General features: G+C 69.7%; 11 protein-coding genes and 1 pseudogene. 6 read left to right on the forward strand and 6 right to left on the reverse strand.

Annotated elements, in window-relative coordinates:
* The first annotated feature begins 6 nt into the window (after positions 1 to 6).
* The 5 genes from RPX00_RS32630 to RPX00_RS32650 are packed head-to-tail and all read left to right on the forward strand — an operon-like array spanning position 7 to position 3,076.
* Positions 7 to 1,185 carry a PucR family transcriptional regulator gene (locus RPX00_RS32630; RefSeq protein ID WP_406631148.1) on the forward strand — a complete coding sequence of 393 codons (1,179 nt, stop codon included), beginning with the start codon at positions 7 to 9 and terminating at the stop codon, positions 1,183 to 1,185.
* A gap of 34 nt (positions 1,186 to 1,219) precedes the next feature.
* Complete coding sequence (locus RPX00_RS32635; protein WP_406631150.1) at positions 1,220 to 1,561, forward strand: hypothetical protein; 342 nt, start codon at positions 1,220 to 1,222, stop codon at positions 1,559 to 1,561.
* The gene (locus tag RPX00_RS32640; RefSeq protein ID WP_406631152.1) at positions 1,558 to 2,466 is read left to right on the forward strand and encodes a Dyp-type peroxidase; all 909 of its coding nucleotides are present in this window, start codon (positions 1,558 to 1,560) and stop codon (positions 2,464 to 2,466) included. The genes RPX00_RS32635 and RPX00_RS32640 overlap by 4 nt, the downstream gene beginning before the upstream one ends.
* 2 nt (positions 2,467 to 2,468) lie before the next feature.
* A complete protein-coding gene (locus RPX00_RS32645; RefSeq protein ID WP_406631154.1) occupies positions 2,469 to 2,651 on the forward strand; it encodes a hypothetical protein in 183 nt (60 codons plus the stop codon).
* Positions 2,648 to 3,076, forward strand: a complete 429-nt coding sequence (locus RPX00_RS32650; protein WP_406631156.1) for a CBS domain-containing protein — start codon at positions 2,648 to 2,650, stop codon at positions 3,074 to 3,076. The genes RPX00_RS32645 and RPX00_RS32650 overlap by 4 nt, the downstream gene beginning before the upstream one ends.
* On the opposite strand, the gene RPX00_RS32655 is transcribed toward RPX00_RS32650, so the two are convergent.
* From RPX00_RS32655 to RPX00_RS32680, 6 genes and pseudogenes are all read right to left on the reverse strand, one after another.
* The gene (locus RPX00_RS32655) at positions 3,057 to 5,402 is read right to left on the reverse strand and encodes an alpha-L-fucosidase (RefSeq protein WP_406631158.1); all 2,346 of its coding nucleotides are present in this window, start codon (positions 5,400 to 5,402) and stop codon (positions 3,057 to 3,059) included. The genes RPX00_RS32650 and RPX00_RS32655 overlap by 20 nt on opposite strands.
* Before the next feature lie 201 nt (positions 5,403 to 5,603).
* Positions 5,604 to 7,193: a glycoside hydrolase family 13 protein gene (locus tag RPX00_RS32660; protein WP_406631160.1), complete on the reverse strand. Its 1,590-nt coding sequence runs from the start codon at positions 7,191 to 7,193 to the stop codon at positions 5,604 to 5,606.
* Positions 7,194 to 7,243: 50 nt separating this feature from the next.
* Complete coding sequence (locus RPX00_RS32665; protein ID WP_406631162.1) at positions 7,244 to 8,113, reverse strand: carbohydrate ABC transporter permease; 870 nt, start codon at positions 8,111 to 8,113, stop codon at positions 7,244 to 7,246.
* On the reverse strand, positions 8,110 to 9,084 hold the full coding sequence (locus RPX00_RS32670) for a carbohydrate ABC transporter permease (RefSeq protein ID WP_406631164.1): 975 nt from the start codon (positions 9,082 to 9,084) through the stop codon (positions 8,110 to 8,112). The genes RPX00_RS32665 and RPX00_RS32670 overlap by 4 nt, the downstream gene beginning before the upstream one ends.
* A complete protein-coding gene (locus tag RPX00_RS32675) occupies positions 9,062 to 10,441 on the reverse strand; it encodes an ABC transporter substrate-binding protein (protein WP_406631166.1) in 1,380 nt (459 codons plus the stop codon). The genes RPX00_RS32670 and RPX00_RS32675 overlap by 23 nt, the downstream gene beginning before the upstream one ends.
* A 117-nt stretch (positions 10,442 to 10,558) precedes the next feature.
* Positions 10,559 to 11,567: pseudogene (locus RPX00_RS32680) on the reverse strand (LacI family DNA-binding transcriptional regulator).
* 335 nt (positions 11,568 to 11,902) lie between these two features.
* Between RPX00_RS32680 and RPX00_RS32685 the strand changes: the two are divergent.
* A complete protein-coding gene (locus RPX00_RS32685; RefSeq protein ID WP_406631168.1) occupies positions 11,903 to 15,478 on the forward strand; it encodes a discoidin domain-containing protein in 3,576 nt (1,191 codons plus the stop codon).
* Positions 15,479 to 15,490 lie beyond the last annotated feature (12 nt).

Raw genomic sequence — 15,490 nt, forward strand, 5'->3', positions numbered from 1 at the left:
AGCGCTGTGCGGACCGCTGCTCTGACCGAACTCGTCGCCTGGGCCGACGAACGGCTGCCCCGGCTGATCGACGACGTCTGCGCGGCGAGCTGCGAGCGGATCGCGCTGTACCGCGACGAGAAGATCGTGCCGCGAGCGGACCTGCACCGGTCGGTCTCGGTGAACCTCCGGTTCATGGTGGACGCGCTGGCCAGCAGCGAGCCCCCGGACCAGCGCGCGCCGAAGGAGACCGGACGGCGCCGGGCGCACCAGGGCGCGCCGCTGCCCGAGGTGCTGCAGGTGTACCGGATCGCCTGGGCGATGCTGTGGGACCTGCTGGCCGCCCGCGCCCGGGAGATCGGCAACACCGACGTGCTGATCGAGGTCGCCAGCCTGCTGTGGCAGGTCACCGACGAGCACGCGGTGCGCGTCACCGAGGCGTACCGGACGGCGAGCGCGGAACTGCTCGTCGCGCAGCAGCGGCGGCGGTCCGCGCTGGCCGAGGCGCTGCTGACCGGCCAGCGCGTGTCCGACGCCGGGCCGTGGGAGGCCGGGCGGCTGCTCGGCCTGTCGCTGGACGGGAAGCTGGCCGTGGTCGCCGCCGAAACGCGCGGGCTGGCCGAGGAGAGCCTGGTCGGCGTCGAACGGCGGCTCGGGCAGCTCGGCATCGTGTCGGCGTGGCATCTCTCGCCGACGCTGCAGGCGGGCGTGGTGTCGCTGCGCGAGGAGCAGTACGACCAGCTGCTCGCCCTGCTGCGCGAGCTGGCGCTGGCCCGCACCGGCGTCAGCCCGCTGTTCCGCTCCCTGGCCGACACCCCGCGCGCGGCCCATCTGGCGCGGACCGCGCTGTCCGGCATCCCGCCGGAACGGGGCGAGGTCCGCGCGTTCGATCCGAGCCCGCTGGCCGCGTTCGTCGCCTACGACCCGGACGAGGGCCGCCGGCTGGGCGAGCAGGTGCTCGGCGCGGTGCTGGAACTGCCCGCCGAGGAACGCGAAGTGCTGCTGGAAACGCTGGACGCGTACTTCGCCCGCGGCGGTTCGGCCGAACGCGCCGGACAGGCCCTGCACTGCCACGCCAACACCGTCCGGTACCGGCTGCGCCGGATCCGGGAACTCACCGACCGGTCGCTGACCGAGCCGCGCGACGTCGCCGAACTGGTCGCCGCGATGCAAGCGCTGCGCGCCGATTCCGCGCGCCGCGACTGAAACCCGTTCGCGCACAAGACTTTTGGGGACCATCATGACCGAACCACACCGCATCGCGGCCGCCGCCGTCGGGAATCCCGGCGGCGGGCTCTTCGACAACCCGTGGCCGCCCGATTTCCCGGCCGTCGGGCAGCGGGTCGCGATCTTCGCCTACGAGGTGACGGAGGTGGACGGCGCCGCTGAGGACCTGCGGAGCTATCACGTCGCCCCGGTGGAAACGGCGGCGTGGGGCCCGATCGGGACCAGCCGCGACGAACCGCAGGGGATCACGGTCGCGTGGCGCGGCTGCGGGACCGGCACCGTCGTGGAGGTGAGCGGCGCTCCCGGGCCCGAGCGGACCTGCGACGTGACGCCGGACGACGCGGAGCTGCGATGACCCCGCAAGCGGTCCTCGCGCCGTTGAGCGAGAGCGCGATGTTCCTGACCCTGACCGTCGAACCCGGGGGAGAGGCCGCCGTGCGCGACCTGCTGCCGGACCTCGCCGGGATGGTCCGCTCGGTCGCTTTCCCGCTGCCCGGCGAGCACTTGACCGCGGTGACCGGCTTCGGCTCGGCGGCGTGGGACCGGCTGTTCGGCGGCCCGCGCCCGCCCGGCCTGCATCCCTTCCGCGCACTGGCCGGTCCGCGGCACCACGCACCGGCGACTCCGGGCGATCTGTTCCTGCACCTCCGGGCCACCCGGCTGTACCCGTGTTTCGAACTGGCCCGGCGGATCGCGACCCGGCTCGGCGACGCGGTGTCGGTGTACGACGAGACGGTCGGGTTCCGCTACTTCGACCGGCGAGACCTGCTCGGCTACGTCGACGGCACGGAGAACCCGACGGACGCGGCGGCCGGAGCGGCGGCACTCGTCGGGGACGGCCCGTTCTCCGGCGGTTCTTACCTGATCGTGCAGAAATACCTGCACGACCTGGCGAAGTGGACGTCGATGCCGGTCGAGGAGCGCGACCGGTCCGTCGGCCGGCATCTCGCCGACGACGTGGAGATCCCGGACGCGCAGAAGGCGCCGGACTCGCATGTCGCGCGCACGACGATCGAGGACGCCGACGGGACGGAACACAAGATCCTGCGCGACAACATGCCGTTCGGCTCGATCGCGCGCGGCGAGTACGGCACGTATTTCTGCGGCTACGCGGCCGATCCGGCAGTGACCGAGCGGATGCTGGAACGGATGTTCCTGGCGGACCAGCCGGATCGCCTCCTCGACGTGTCCACCGCGGTGACCGGCAGCCTGTTCTTCGTTCCGCCAGCCGAATTCCTCGATGATCCCATGGGGAGATAACGATGTCCGAGCAGTGGTACTACAACACCCGCACCCATGAAGTCGAACGCGGTCCTCAGTCGCGCGGCGTGGACCGCCTCGGCCCGTACCCCGACGAAGCCACCGCGCGCCGGGCACTGGAGCTGGCGCGCGAACGCACCGCGGCGGAGGACCAGGCCGACGCGGAGTGGAACAACCCGCAGTGACCACCCCGGATTTCCGTGGCGCGGCAACAGTCGGCGAGGCGATGCTCCGCGCGCCGAAGGTCCTCGACGCGACGGCGACCGTCGGCGAGGTGCGCGCGCTTTTCGAGGACGACCATGTCCATGCCGCGCTGGTGGTCGCCGAGCGGACGCTGCTGGGCGTGGTGGAGCGGGCGGATCTTGCCGGGCTGCCGGACGCGCTTCCGGCGTACCGGGCGGGCCGGCTGGCGGGCCGGGTGATCAGTCCGGAGGCGGATCTGTCCTCGACGTGGCTGGGGATGTCTCGCCGCAGGCTGGCGGTGGTGGACGAGGACGGCGAGTTGCTGGGGTTGCTGTGCTTGAAGCGCAGCGGGCGGGGGTTCTGTTCGGACGCTGAGGTGGCGGCCCGCGCACGGGCCGCCACCTCCGTCAGCGCCAGTCCACTTTGAACACCCACGCGTGCCGCCCCGCCGCACGCGCCGCCGCTGGAACGTCGATGACCAGACGGCCGTCGTTCTGGGTCCAGTGCAGCGGTCCGCCGTGGCCGAGCATCGTCACGCGGTCGCCGCGCTGGATCGGGATCGGGGCGTCGACGACGAGCTGCGAGCCGGGCGCGACGAGCGACGTGAGGTAGAACGCCGAACCCGGCCGCACGGTGAACCGCAGGTCGCCGAGCTGCGCCATCCGCGACCAATACGTGGTGTTGTAGATGGCTTCCCCGTTGGTGCGCAGCCATTCCCCGGTCTCGCGCAGCCGCTGCTGCATCACGGCGGGGATCGTGCCGTCGAAGTCGGGGCCGATGTCCAGCAGGAAGTTGCCGTTCTTCGACACGACGTCGACCAGCGTGTGCACCACGTCGGCGGTGGTCATGTACTTGTCGTCCGGCGTCGCGCGGTTGTAGCCGTAGGAGAACGGGTCGAGGCCCCGGCTCGATTCCCACTTCGCGACGACGGTGTTCGGGTACGTCGTGTACTCGGGCGTGGTGAAGTCGTGGTCCGGGATGCCGCCGCGGTCGTTGTACGTGACGTCCTTGGGCCTGCGCCGGTTTTTCGCCCGGTTGAAGTACTCGGTGAGCACCTCGCGGCTGTCGTTCACGCCGCCGATGTCGAACCAGAGCACGTCCGGGTCGAAGCCGGAGATCAGCTCCAGCACCTGCGGCGCCTGGAGATCCTTCACGAAATCGCGTCCGGCGGTGTAGCCGGTGTAGGGGAGCGGCGCGCCGGTGTACGGGTTGCGCGGCGCGTGGCCCATCCACGGGTTGTCCGGGTTGAACCACTCCGGCAGGGAGAAGTACAGGCCGTTGCGCAGGTTCGGCGTGTACCTGCGCGAGGCGGCGAACAGTTCGGCGACGAGGTCGCGGCGCGGCCCGAGCTTCTTGGCGTTGCGGCCGCTGACTTTGGTGTCCCACAAGGCGAAACCGTCGTGGTGCTTGGACGTGAGCACGTAGTACTGCGCGCCCGCGTCCTCGATCAGGCGCACCCACGAGCGCGGATCGAACTTCGCGGCGGTGAACTTCGGGATGAAGTCGTCGTAGACGAACGATTCTCCGTAGGTTTTGGCGTGGTAGGCGTAGGTGGCGCCGTTGGGGTCTTGCTGGTTGTTCCAGTACCACTCGGCGTACTGCTGCCCGACCGGAGCCCACGCGGGCACCGAGTACACGCCCCAGTGGATGAAGATGCCGAATTTGGCGTCGTTGAACCAATACGGCGCGCGGTGCGTGGACAGGGACGCGTCGGTCGGCCGGAAGTCGGGGATGCCGAGCGGGACCGGCAGCGTCCGGGTCGCGATCGTCGACCGGTCGGCGAGCACGCGGATCCGGCCGGTCGCGGGGGTTCCCGGCGGAAGACCGCGATCGGCGGTCAGGCCGAGCCGCACCGCGGTCTGTTCGCCGGGGGCCAGCCGGGTGATCGGGGCGGGCGTGCGCACCCGGCCGCCCGGGACGTCGAGGGTGACGGTGATCCGGTCGCGCGCGGTGAGCCACACGGTGCCGGTGTTGACGATCGTCGCCTCGACGGCCTGCGGTCCGCCGTCCTGCAGGAGGTTCGCGGTGGCGCGGGCGTCGAGCACGGCGGCCGAACGGCCCTGCGCGACCGGCAGCAGCGTCAGCGCGAACACGTGCAGGCTCGCCACATTCGCGGCGGGCTGGGCGGTTTTGGGCAGGGTCACCGCGACCGCGTCGCGCGCCGGGTCGATCCAGACCTGCGCGGTGCCGATCGACACCGGGTTCTGGTCGGCGACGCCGCCCGGTCCGTAGCGGAAGGTCGAGGAGAGGGCGCCGCCGGAGCCGTACCAGTCGGAACCGGACAGGGCGGCGGTTGTCGTGCTGCCGTCGGCGTAGTGGACCGTCGCGTCGCCTCCGGTACTGCCGTAGCTGCACGCGACGAGGAACGCGGCGCTGTAGTACCGGCCCTTGGGCAGGTCGATCCGCTGGCCGAGGGCGATGACATTGTTCTTCGCCCCAGCGGCGGCGGATCCGAGCAGATACGGCACGCCACCCGTCGTAACCGTGCTGCCGGCCGGGATTTGCTCGGCCGGGAAGGTGTAGCCGGAGCCGTCGAAGTTCCCGTCGTGCGCGTTCGCGGAGTCGATGCCGTCGTTGTCGAACCACGTTTCGAGGGGGACGGGCACCGGGGGAGGCGGCGGCACGACCGGCGCGCCCGTTCCGTCCGTGACCACCGGCTGCGCTGGCCCGGCCGTCGCGGTGCCCGGCAGCCCGAGCAGCACCGCGCCGCCGAGCGCCATGCCGAGCGCGTGCCGGCGAGGATAGGTCGTCATGGAACCTCCACGGTGAAGTCCAGTGGTCCGATGCCTGGCGGGGAATTCCTTGATCGTCCGGGAGATTGAGCGAGCATCCGGTCGATACATCTGATGAATCATCGTCGGCGTGCGCTCGGATGCTGTCAAGGAGATCCCGCTCAGCGGAGCAACGGAAAAGCCGACCACCCGGCATCCGGGTGATCGGCTTTTCGTGAGCGTTCAGGAGCGGAGCCAGACCGCCGTATCGGTCGGCAGTTCGTCGGTCACCGGGTCGCTGGCCAGCAGGATCTCCGTGTGCGGCGGCAGCGGGACCGGGGCGGCGGAGAAGTTGAGCACGAACGTGAACCCGGGTTCCCGGCGGAAGGCCAGCACGTCGTCGCCGAGCGAAAGCCACTCCAGGCTCCCGGCGCTCACCGGGCGCAGCCGCAGCCCGGCGCGATAGAGACCGAGCATCGACGCTGGATCCGCCGCCTGCGCTTCCGCCGTGTACGCCCGCCATTCCGCGGGCTGCGGCAGCCAGGTGCCGCCGGGGCCGAAGCCGAACGGCGGTTCGCCGCCGGACCACGGCAGCGGCACCCGGCAGCCGTCGCGGCCGGGGTCGGTGCCGTTCGTGCGTGCCCACACCGGGTCCTGCCGCAGCTCGTCCGGGAGGTCCTCGACCTCCCACAAGCCCAGCTCTTCGCCCTGGTACACGTACATTCCGCCGGGCAGCGCCATGGTCAGCAGCGCCGCCGCGCGGGCCCGCCGGGTGCCGAGCAGCAGGTCCACCGACGTGCCGTGCAGCCGGTCGGCGAACGAAAACCCGGTGCCGCCCGAGCGCCCGTACCGCGTGACATGCCGGGTGACGTCGTGGTTCGACAGCACCCACGCCGGCGGCGCCCCGACGGCGTCGTGCGCGCGCAGCGTCCGCTCGATCACCTCCCGGAAGCGCGCGTAATCCCATGGGCAGACGAGGAAATCGAAGTTGAACGCCGAGTGCAGTTCGTCCCGGCGGAGGTACCGCGCGGTGCGGGACAGATCAGGCAGCCACATCTCGCCGACCAGCACCCGCTCGCCCGGGTAGCTGTCGGCGATCTTGCGCCACGACCGGTAGATCTCGTGCAGCCCCTCCTGATCGGAGAACGGTGTCTCGTCGCCGTCCTCGACGTCCGGCAGCCGCGCGTCCTTCACCAGCCCGTCGGCGACGTCGATGCGGAACCCGTCCGCGCCCCGGTCGAACCAGAACCGCAGGATGTCCTCGAATTCGGCGCGGACGTCCTGGTTGTCCCAGTTGAAGTCCGGCTGGCGCGAGCTGTAGAGGTGCAGGTACCACTCGCCGTCCGGCACCCGCGTCCAGGCGGACCCGCCGAAGCGCGACTTCCAGTTGTTCGGCGGTTCAGCGCCGTCCGGCCCTCGGCCGGGGCGGAACCAGAACCGTTGCCGCTCGACCGAACCCGGGCCGGCGGCCAGCGCCTCGCGGAACCAGCGGTGCTCGTCGGAGCAGTGGTTCGGCACGATGTCGATGATCACGCGCAGACCCCGACCGTGCGCCTCGGCGATCAGCGCCTCCGCCTCGGCCAGCGTGCCGAAAAGCGGGTCGATGTCCCGGAAATCGGCGACGTCGTAGCCGCCGTCGTCCATCGGCGACGGGTACCACGGGGTGAACCAGAGCGTGTCGACGCCGAGCGCGGCCAGGTGGTCCAGCCGGGCGCGGACCCCGGCGAGGTCGCCGATGCCGTCGCCGTTGCCGTCGGCGAAACTGCGGACGTAGATCTGGTAGATCGCCGCGGTGCGCCACCAGCCGGCAGCGTGTCTTTCGGATGCGGTCACGGAAAAGAACCTTCCTCGTGGTGGGGGAAAGCCGGAAAACGCGGGCCTGGTCAGCCCTTGAGCCCGCCCGCGGTGAGCCCGGCCAGGATCTGGCGCTGGAACACCAGGAACAGCGCCACCATCGGCAGGCTGGCCAGCACCATCCCGGCGGTGAGCACGTTGAGCGGCATGTCGATCGCGACGCGCTGCAGCATCACCGAAAGGGTCTGCTTGCCGGTGTCCGGGAACACCAGCAGCGGCCAGATGAAGTCCTTCCACGCGGTGACGATCGCGAGGATCGACACCACGGCCAGGATCGGCCGCGAGATCGGCAGGACGATCCGCCACAGCGTGCGCACTGGCCCGGCGCCGTCGAGCCGCGCCGCTTCGATCAGCTCGTCCGGGATCCGGTCGAAAAACCGTTTCAGCACATAGACGTTGAACGCGTTCGCGGCGGCGGGCAGCCACACCGCGGCCGGGTTGTCGATCAGGTTCAGGTGCACCAGCGGCAGATCGCTGATGGTGACGTAGGTCGGCACCAGCAGCGCGGCAGCGGGCAGCATCAGGGTGGCGAGCATGAGCCCGAGGACGACGTTGCCGAACTTCGGCCGCAGCTTCGACAGCGCGAAGGCGGCGGGGACGTCGATGGCGAGCTGTGCCAGCCACGCCCCGCCCGCGACGACCAGGGTGTTGAGGAAGTACTTCCCGAGGCTGAGCTGATCCCAGGCCTCGCCGAACGTTTCCGGATGCCACTCGTGCGGGACGAGCGTCGCCGGAGTCTGCGCCAGCTCCTGCGGCGTCTTCATCGCCCCGGTCACCGCCCAGTACAGCGGAAACAGGAAGGCGAGCACGAACACCAGGAGCGTGCAGGCGAAGACGATGCCGTACACCGCCTTGCCGCGACGGCTGCGGAGCGCGCCGGGGGAGACGAGCGTCCTCATGCCTGGTCCGCCTTCCTGGTCAGCCGGACGTACAGGGCCGAGAACGCGCCGAGCGCCACGAACAGCAGCAGGCTCATCGCGCTCGCCGAGCCGAAGTCGTTGTAGACGAAGGCATAGCGGTAAAGCAGGAGGAGCACGGTCACCGTGGAATCGTCCGGGCCGCCGCCGGTCATCACGTACGGTTCGGTGAACACCTGCATGGTCGCGACGACCTGCAGCAGCAGGAGCATCAGCAGAACGAACCGGGTCTGCGGGAACGTCACGTGCCGCAGCCGCTTCCACATCCCGGCCCCGTCGAGTTCGGCGGCCTCGTACAGCTCGCCGGGGATGGTGCCGAGCGCGGCCAGGTAGATCAGCGTGGTGCTGCCCATGTTCGCCCACGTCGAGACGAACACCAGCGACAGCATCGCGGTGCCGCTCGAATCGAGCCACTGCGGACCGGACAGGCCCACCGTGCCGAGCGCCGAGTTGAACAGGCCGGAACCCGGGTCGTAGAACCACTTCCACATCAGCGCGGTGACCACCGGCGGCAGCATCACCGGCAGGTACACCGCGAGCCGGAAGAACGCCCGGGCATGCCGCATCTCGTTGAGCAGCACCGCGGTCAGAAACGGCACCGCGAAGCCGAACACCAGCGCGAGACCGGTGAACAGCAGCGTGTTCCGCCAGGCGACGCCGAAAAGCGGGTCCGCGAACAGCCGGGCGAAGTTGTCGATGCCGACCCACGTGGGCGGGTTGACGAAGTCGACCTGCTGGAAGCTCAGCAGCACGCCGCGCACGATCGGGTACCAGGAGAACAGCGCGAACACGAGCAGCGCGGCGCAGAGCAGACCGTACGCGGTGAGGTTTTCCTTGATCGCGCGGCGCAGCCGGGCCCGGCGGCGCGCGGCGGGGGAGGCGGCCGGTCGCCTGGCCGGCGACGAGGACGTCGCCGGCCAGGCGAGCAGGCTACTTGACCTGGGCGAGGACACTGGTGACCTTCGCCGCGGCGGACGAGAGCTGCTGGTCGATATTCGCGTTCCGATCGGTGAGCACCGCCTGCATCACGCTGTCCAGGATCGCGTAGACCTGCTGTGCGTTCGGCGGTTCGACGCTGCCCTTGATCGTGCCCGTGGTGTCTACATAGGACTGGTAGTTCTTGGCGGGAACGTTGGCGTACTTGGCCTTCAGCGCCAGCTGCTGCTCGCGCACCGCGCCCTGCCAGACGTCGGGCGTCGGCTCGGCGGGCAGGCCGACCGGCTGCTTGCCGTCGACGTACTGCTTGATGTGCTTCTCGAACCGGTCCGGGTTGAGGTACTTCCACTGGATCCATTCGAGGCCCGCCTTGATCTTCTCCGGCGACGCCTTCGGGTTGATCATGTAGCCCTCGCCGCCGAGCAGCGTGCCCTTGCCGTCCGGCATCCCGGCGATGCCGTAGTCCTCGTACTTGCCGTTGAACTGCTTGACCAGCACGGGAACGTTGTCCGGGGCCGCCATGTACATGCCGAGCTGGCCCGCGCCCATCATCCGCTGGACGTCCTGGGCCTCCAGCAACTGCTTGCTGCCCATGGCGTCGTCGGTCCAGCGCAGGTCGTGGAGCATCGTGAGGGCGGCCTTGCCCTTCTCGTTGTCGAAGTCGGCGACCCACTTGCTGCCGTCCTTGCGCGCGACGGAGCCGCCCATCGAGGCGAGCCAGCCGGTGAGGTGCCAGCCGCCCTGGTTGTTCTTGCTGTAGTCGGCGTAGCCGACGATTCCGTTGCCCAGCGCGGAAATCTTCTTCGCGGCGGCGCGCACCTCGTCCCACGTCCGCGGCGGCTTGTCCGGGTCGAGCCCGGCTTTCTGGAACAGCGGGCGGCTGTAGAGCAGGCCCATCGTGTAGTTCATCGTCGGCAGGCCGTAGAGCTTCCCGTTCGGGCCGCGGAAGTTGTCGAGCAGCTCCGGCTTCAGGTCGTTGACGTGCGGGACTTTCTTGACCGCCTCGGTGATGTCCGCGGCCTGGTGCCGGGCGATGATCTGGGCGGGGTCGGTGAAATAGACGTAGTAGACGTCTTCGAGCTGCCCGCCGGCCAGCTTCGCGCCGAACGTCTTCGGGTCCATGAACCCTTCGTGCGGCTCGATCTTGACGTTCGGGTGCGCCGCCTCGAATTCCTTGACGTCGGCGTCGAACACTCCGCGCTCGAACGGCTGGCTGGTCGGCGGCTGGCCGGTGACGGTGATCGTGACCTTGCCCCCGGCGGAGCTTCCCGGATCCGCGCCGCTCCCGCAGGCGGTTGTTCCCAGAACCAGACCCGCCGCGGCGAGCAGCGCGAACATCCGGCGGGGAGCGGCGGGGGACCAGGGTCTGCTCATCTCAAGCCTCATCTCGCGGGGACAGCAGGTGACGGCGGTCACCCTAAGGCCGCGAGCGACGGATGCGCAAGAACTCGACGAGAATCTGCAACTTGTGAACAGCAGGCGGAGCGAAGGTCAGGAGACCCGGCGGGCAGTGGAGCCGCGCACCACCAGCTCCGGGGCGAACAGCAGTTCCTCCACCGCCACCTCGCCGCCGTTGATGCGTTTCACCAGCAGTTCGACCACCGCGCGGCCCATCGCCTCGATCGGCTGGCGCGTGGTGGTCAGCGGCGGGTCGGTGCAGTTCATCAGCGCCGAATCGTCGTAGCCGACCACGGAAATGTCGCCCGGCACGGACAAGCCCTGCCGCCGGGCCGCGCGGATCGCGCCCAGCGCCAGCGGATCGCTCGCGCACAGCACCGCCGTGGCGCCGCGCGGGTACAGCCGCGCCGCCGCCGCGTGCCCGCCTTCTGATGGAGAACATCCCGTGCTCCACCAGTTCGTCCAGCACCGGGAGCCCGAGTTTCGCGGCGTGCACCCGGAACGCCTCGAGCTTGCGGCGCGACGGCACGTGGTCGCTCGGCCCGAGCACCAGGCCGATCTTCTCGTGGCCGAGCGAACTCAGGTGCCCGACGGCCTGCTCGACGGCGACCGCGTCGTCGCACGAGACCTGCGGCAAACCGAGGTGGCCGACCGCCGCGTTGATCAGCACCGTCGGCAGCCGGCGTTCCGCGAGGTGGTGGTAATGCGTGTGCACGGCGTCGGCCTGCGCGTACATCCCGCCGGCGAACACCACGCCGGACACCTGCTGCTGCAGCAGCATCTCGACGTACTCCGCCTCCGACACCCCGCCCGCGGTCCGCGTGCACAGCACCGGGGTGAAGCCCTGCTGGGCCAGCGCGTTGCCCATGACCTCGGCCAGCGCCGGGAAAATCGGGTTCTGCAGCTCCGGCAGCACGAGCCCGACCAGCCGGGCGCGCTCGCCGCGCAGCTGGGTCGGGCGTTCGTAGCCCAGCACGTCCAGCGCGGTGAGCACGGCGGCCCTGGTGCTCGCGGACACCCCGGCCTTGCCGTTGAGCACCCGGCTGACCGTGGCTTCGCTGACCCCGACCTGGCGGGCGACTTCGGCAAGACGACGTGTCATGGGTGAAAGTTACCGCAAATCAGCGCAAGTTTCCGACTGGACCCGCACGAGCGGTGCAAGCGCGGCGAAAGTGCAGGTCGTGGACGGTGCGCACGAGGAAACGTCGTTGACTTCCCGCCGTCATTCGGTTGTAATTCTTGAACGAATCAGTGAAAATCCCTGACTAGATCCGAGCCGCCCCTCAACGAAGAGGTGCCATGCCGACTGTTCCGCGTTGTTCTCGTGCGCCCCCGGACGGGTCCGCCGCCTGTCCGCTCCCCGGTCCCCGTCGTCCCGCGCCGCGCGGGGCGTTCTCGAGCACGTCGTCTCCCTCCTCCTTGGATCAGAGGAAACCCATGAGAACGAAGCGACTTCTCCTTCGCGTCGCGACCTGCGCCCTGTCCTTGCTGGTGGCCGCTTCCGCCTGGCCAGCCACCAGCGCGTCCGCCGAAGCTCCCGTCCAGCCCGCCGCGCAAGCCGCCACCGCGACGTACACCGCCAGCAGCCAGCTCCCCGGCTATCCGGTCGCCAACGTCGGCGACGGCAACCAGGCGACCTACTGGGAAAGCGCGAACAACCAGTTCCCCCAATGGATTCAGGCTGATCTCGGCACGACGGCGAACGTCGCCCAGCTGGTGCTCAAACTGCCCGCGAACTGGGAGGCCCGCACCGAAACCTTCGCCGTGCAGGGCAGTGCGAACGGCGCGAGCTTCAGCGATCTCGTGCCCTCGGCCGGCTACCGGTTCGACCCGGCGACCGGCAACACCGTCACGGTGAACCTCACCGCCAGCACCCGCTACGTCCGGCTGAACATCACGGCCAACACCGGCTGGCCCGCCGCACAGCTGTCGGAGTTCGAAGTGCACGGCCCGGCCGGAGGCGACACGCAGCCGCCGTCCGCGCCCGGCAACCTCGCCTACACCGAGCCGGCGAGCGGACAGATCCGGCTGACCTGGTCGGCCTCGACGGACAACCTCGGCGTCACCGGCTACGACGTCTACGCCAACGGCCAGCTCCGCGGCAGCGTCGCCGGGGATGTGCTGACCTACACCGACAATCAGCCCGCCAGCGCGAGCGTCGCCTACTTCGTGCGCGCCCATGACGCAGCGGGCAACCAGTCGGCGAACAGCGCCACGGTGACCCGCAACGGCACTCAGAGCGGCACGAATCTCGCGCTGCGCAAGCCAATTACGGCTTCGTCGACCCAGCAGACCTACGTCGCGGCCAACGCCAACGACGACTCCGTGACCACGTACTGGGAGGGGAGCGGGGCCTACCCGAACCTGCTGACCGTCGCGCTCGGTTCGCACGCAGACCTGGACCGGGTCGTCGTGAAGCTCAACCCGGACCAGGCGTGGAGCGCGCGGACCCAGACGATCGCCGTCGAGGGCCGGGACCAGGGTGCGACGGACTTCGCCACGCTCGTGGCGGCGCAGACGTACCGGTTCGACCCAGCGAGCGGCAACACGGTGACGATCCCGGTCAGCGGCCGGGCCAGTGACGTCCGCCTGCGTTTCACCGCCAACTCCGGCGCGGGCGGCGGCCAGGCCGCGGAATTCCAGGTCTTCGGCGTCCCCGCGCCGAACCCGGACCTCACCGTTTCCGGCGTGTCCTGGTCGCCGGAGAAGCCGGTGGAGAACGACGCGATCACCGCGTCGGCGACTGTCCGCAACGCCGGGACGGCGGCGTCCGCCGCGACCGACGTGAACCTCTACCTGGGCAAGACAAAGGTCGGCACGGCCGCAGTCGGCGCGCTCGCGGCCGGAGCGTCCACGACGGTGTCGGTGAACCTCGGCGTCCGGGACGCGGGCAGCTACGACGTGACCGCGAAGGTCGACGAGGCCAACACCGTCGTCGAACAGAACGAGGACAACAACTCCTACACCAGTTCGACGCCGCTGGTGGTCAGTCCGGTGCAGAGTTCCGACCTCGTCGCGGCCACGTCGTGGTCGCCGAACAACCCGTCTGCGGGCAACTCTGTCGCCTTCACCGCGACCCTGCGCAATCAGGGCACGGTCGCTTCCTCGGACGGTGCCCACGCCGTCACGGTCACGATCGCCGACCAGAACGGGACGGTGGTCAAGACGTTGAACGGTTCCTACTCGGGAGCCATCGCCCCTGGAGCCACCGAACCGGTGACCGTCGGCGGCTGGACGGCGGCCAACGGCCGGTACACCGTGAAGACGGTCGTCGCGAACGACGCCAACGAGCTGCCGGTCAAGCAGGGCAACAACAGCAGCACCCAATCGTTGTTCGTCGGCCGCGGCGCCAACATGCCGTACGACATGTACGAGGCCGAGGACGGTGTCGTCGCGGGCGGCGCGGCGGTGATCGGTCCAAACCGGACGATCGGCGACCTCGCGGGCGAAGCGTCGGGCCGCAAGGCCGTGACCCTGAACGCGACCGGCTCGTCGGTCGAGTTCACCACGCGGGCGGCGACCAACACGCTCGTCACGCGGTTCTCGATGCCGGACGCCGCGGGCGGCGGCGGGCAGAACTCGACGCTGAACGTGTACGTCGACGGCACGTTCCTCAAGGCCATCGACCTGACCTCGCACTACGCGTGGCTCTACGGCCCCGAAGCGTCCCCGGGCAACTCGCCGGGAGCCGGGCCGGCGCGCCACATCTACGACGAGGCCAGCCTCCTGCTCGGCACGACCGTGCCCGCCGGGCACAAGATCAAACTGCAGAAGGACGCGGCGAACAGCGCGAACTACGCGATCGACTTCGTGAACTTCGAACTGGCCGCCGCGGCGGCGAACCCGGACCCGGCGCACTACGCGGTCCCGGCCGGATTCACCCAGCAGGACGTGCAGGCCGCACTGGACAAGGTCCGCCAGGACCCGAACCTCACCGGCGTCTACCTTCCCGCCGGGCAGTACCCGGTGTCCGGCAAGCTCACCGTGTACGGAAAGCCGGTCACGGTGCTCGGCGCCGGTCCGTGGTTCACCAGGTTCACCGCGCCCGCCGGGCAGGAGAACACCGACATCGGGTTCGACGCGCAGGCCAGCGCGAGCGGGTCGACCTTCAGCGGGTTCGCCGTGTTCGGGAACTACACCTCCCGGATCGACGGACCGGGCAAGGTTTTCAACTTCACCGGCGTCACGAACATGACCATCGACAACATCTGGGTGGAGCACCAGATGTGCCTGCTCTGGGCGACCAATGTGGACAACTCGACGGTGAAGAACTCCCGCATCCGCGACACGTTCGCCGACGGCGTCAACTTCACCAACGGCAGCACGGGCAACCACGTCGCCAACAACGAGGCGCGCTCTACCGGTGACGACAGCTTCGCGCTGTTCGCCGCTACGGACCTCAACCAGGGCAACCAGTACGACAACGTGTTCGAGAACCTCACCGTGCTGCTTCCGTGGCGCGCGGCGGGCCTCGCGGTGTACGGCGGGTACAACAACACCTTCCGGAACCTCTACATCGCGGACACGTTGACGTACTCCGGGATCACGCTCAGCTCGCTCGACTTCGGCTACCCGTTCCTCGGGTTCGGGCCGCAGCCGACGACTGTCCAGAACGCGTCGCTCGTCCGCACCGGCGGCCATTTCTGGGGCAAGCAGACGTTCCCGGCGATCTGGATGTTCTCCGCGTCCAAGGAGTTCCGCGGCATCCGGGTGTCCGATGTGGACATCCAGAGCCCGACCTACAGCGGCGTCATGTTCCAGACCAAGTACACCGGCAACCAGCCGGAGAACCCGGTCCAGGACACCGTGCTGACGAACGTGTCGATCAGCGGGGCGCACCGCAGCGGCGACGAGTTCGACGCGAAGTCCGGGATCGGGATCTGGGCCAACGAGCTGCCGGAACCCGGCCAGGGCCCGGCGGTCGGCTCGGCGACCTTCACCGGGCTGACGTTGAGCGACAACGACCAGGACATCCGGAACACGACGACCACGTTCGCCATCACCCGGAACTGACCGCGAGTGCCC

It is taken from the genome of Amycolatopsis sp. WGS_07, from assembly GCF_045278895.1.
Classification (GTDB): domain Bacteria; phylum Actinomycetota; class Actinomycetes; order Mycobacteriales; family Pseudonocardiaceae; genus Amycolatopsis.

Bases quoted from the DNA above. Each gene is read 5' to 3' on its own strand.
- RPX00_RS32635 (WP_406631150.1), top strand. From the start codon at position 1,220: ATGACCGAACCACACCGCATCGCGGCCGCCGCCGTCGGGAATCCCGGC.
- RPX00_RS32640 (WP_406631152.1), top strand. From the start codon at position 1,558: ATGACCCCGCAAGCGGTCCTCGCGCCGTTGAGCGAGAGCGCGATGTTC.
- RPX00_RS32645 (WP_406631154.1), top strand. From the start codon at position 2,469: ATGTCCGAGCAGTGGTACTACAACACCCGCACCCATGAAGTCGAACGC.
- RPX00_RS32655 (WP_406631158.1), bottom strand. From the start codon at position 5,402: ATGACGACCTATCCTCGCCGGCACGCGCTCGGCATGGCGCTCGGCGGC.
- RPX00_RS32665 (WP_406631162.1), bottom strand. From the start codon at position 8,113: ATGAGGACGCTCGTCTCCCCCGGCGCGCTCCGCAGCCGTCGCGGCAAG.
- RPX00_RS32675 (WP_406631166.1), bottom strand. From the start codon at position 10,441: ATGAGCAGACCCTGGTCCCCCGCCGCTCCCCGCCGGATGTTCGCGCTG.
- RPX00_RS32685 (WP_406631168.1), top strand. From the start codon at position 11,903: ATGAGAACGAAGCGACTTCTCCTTCGCGTCGCGACCTGCGCCCTGTCC.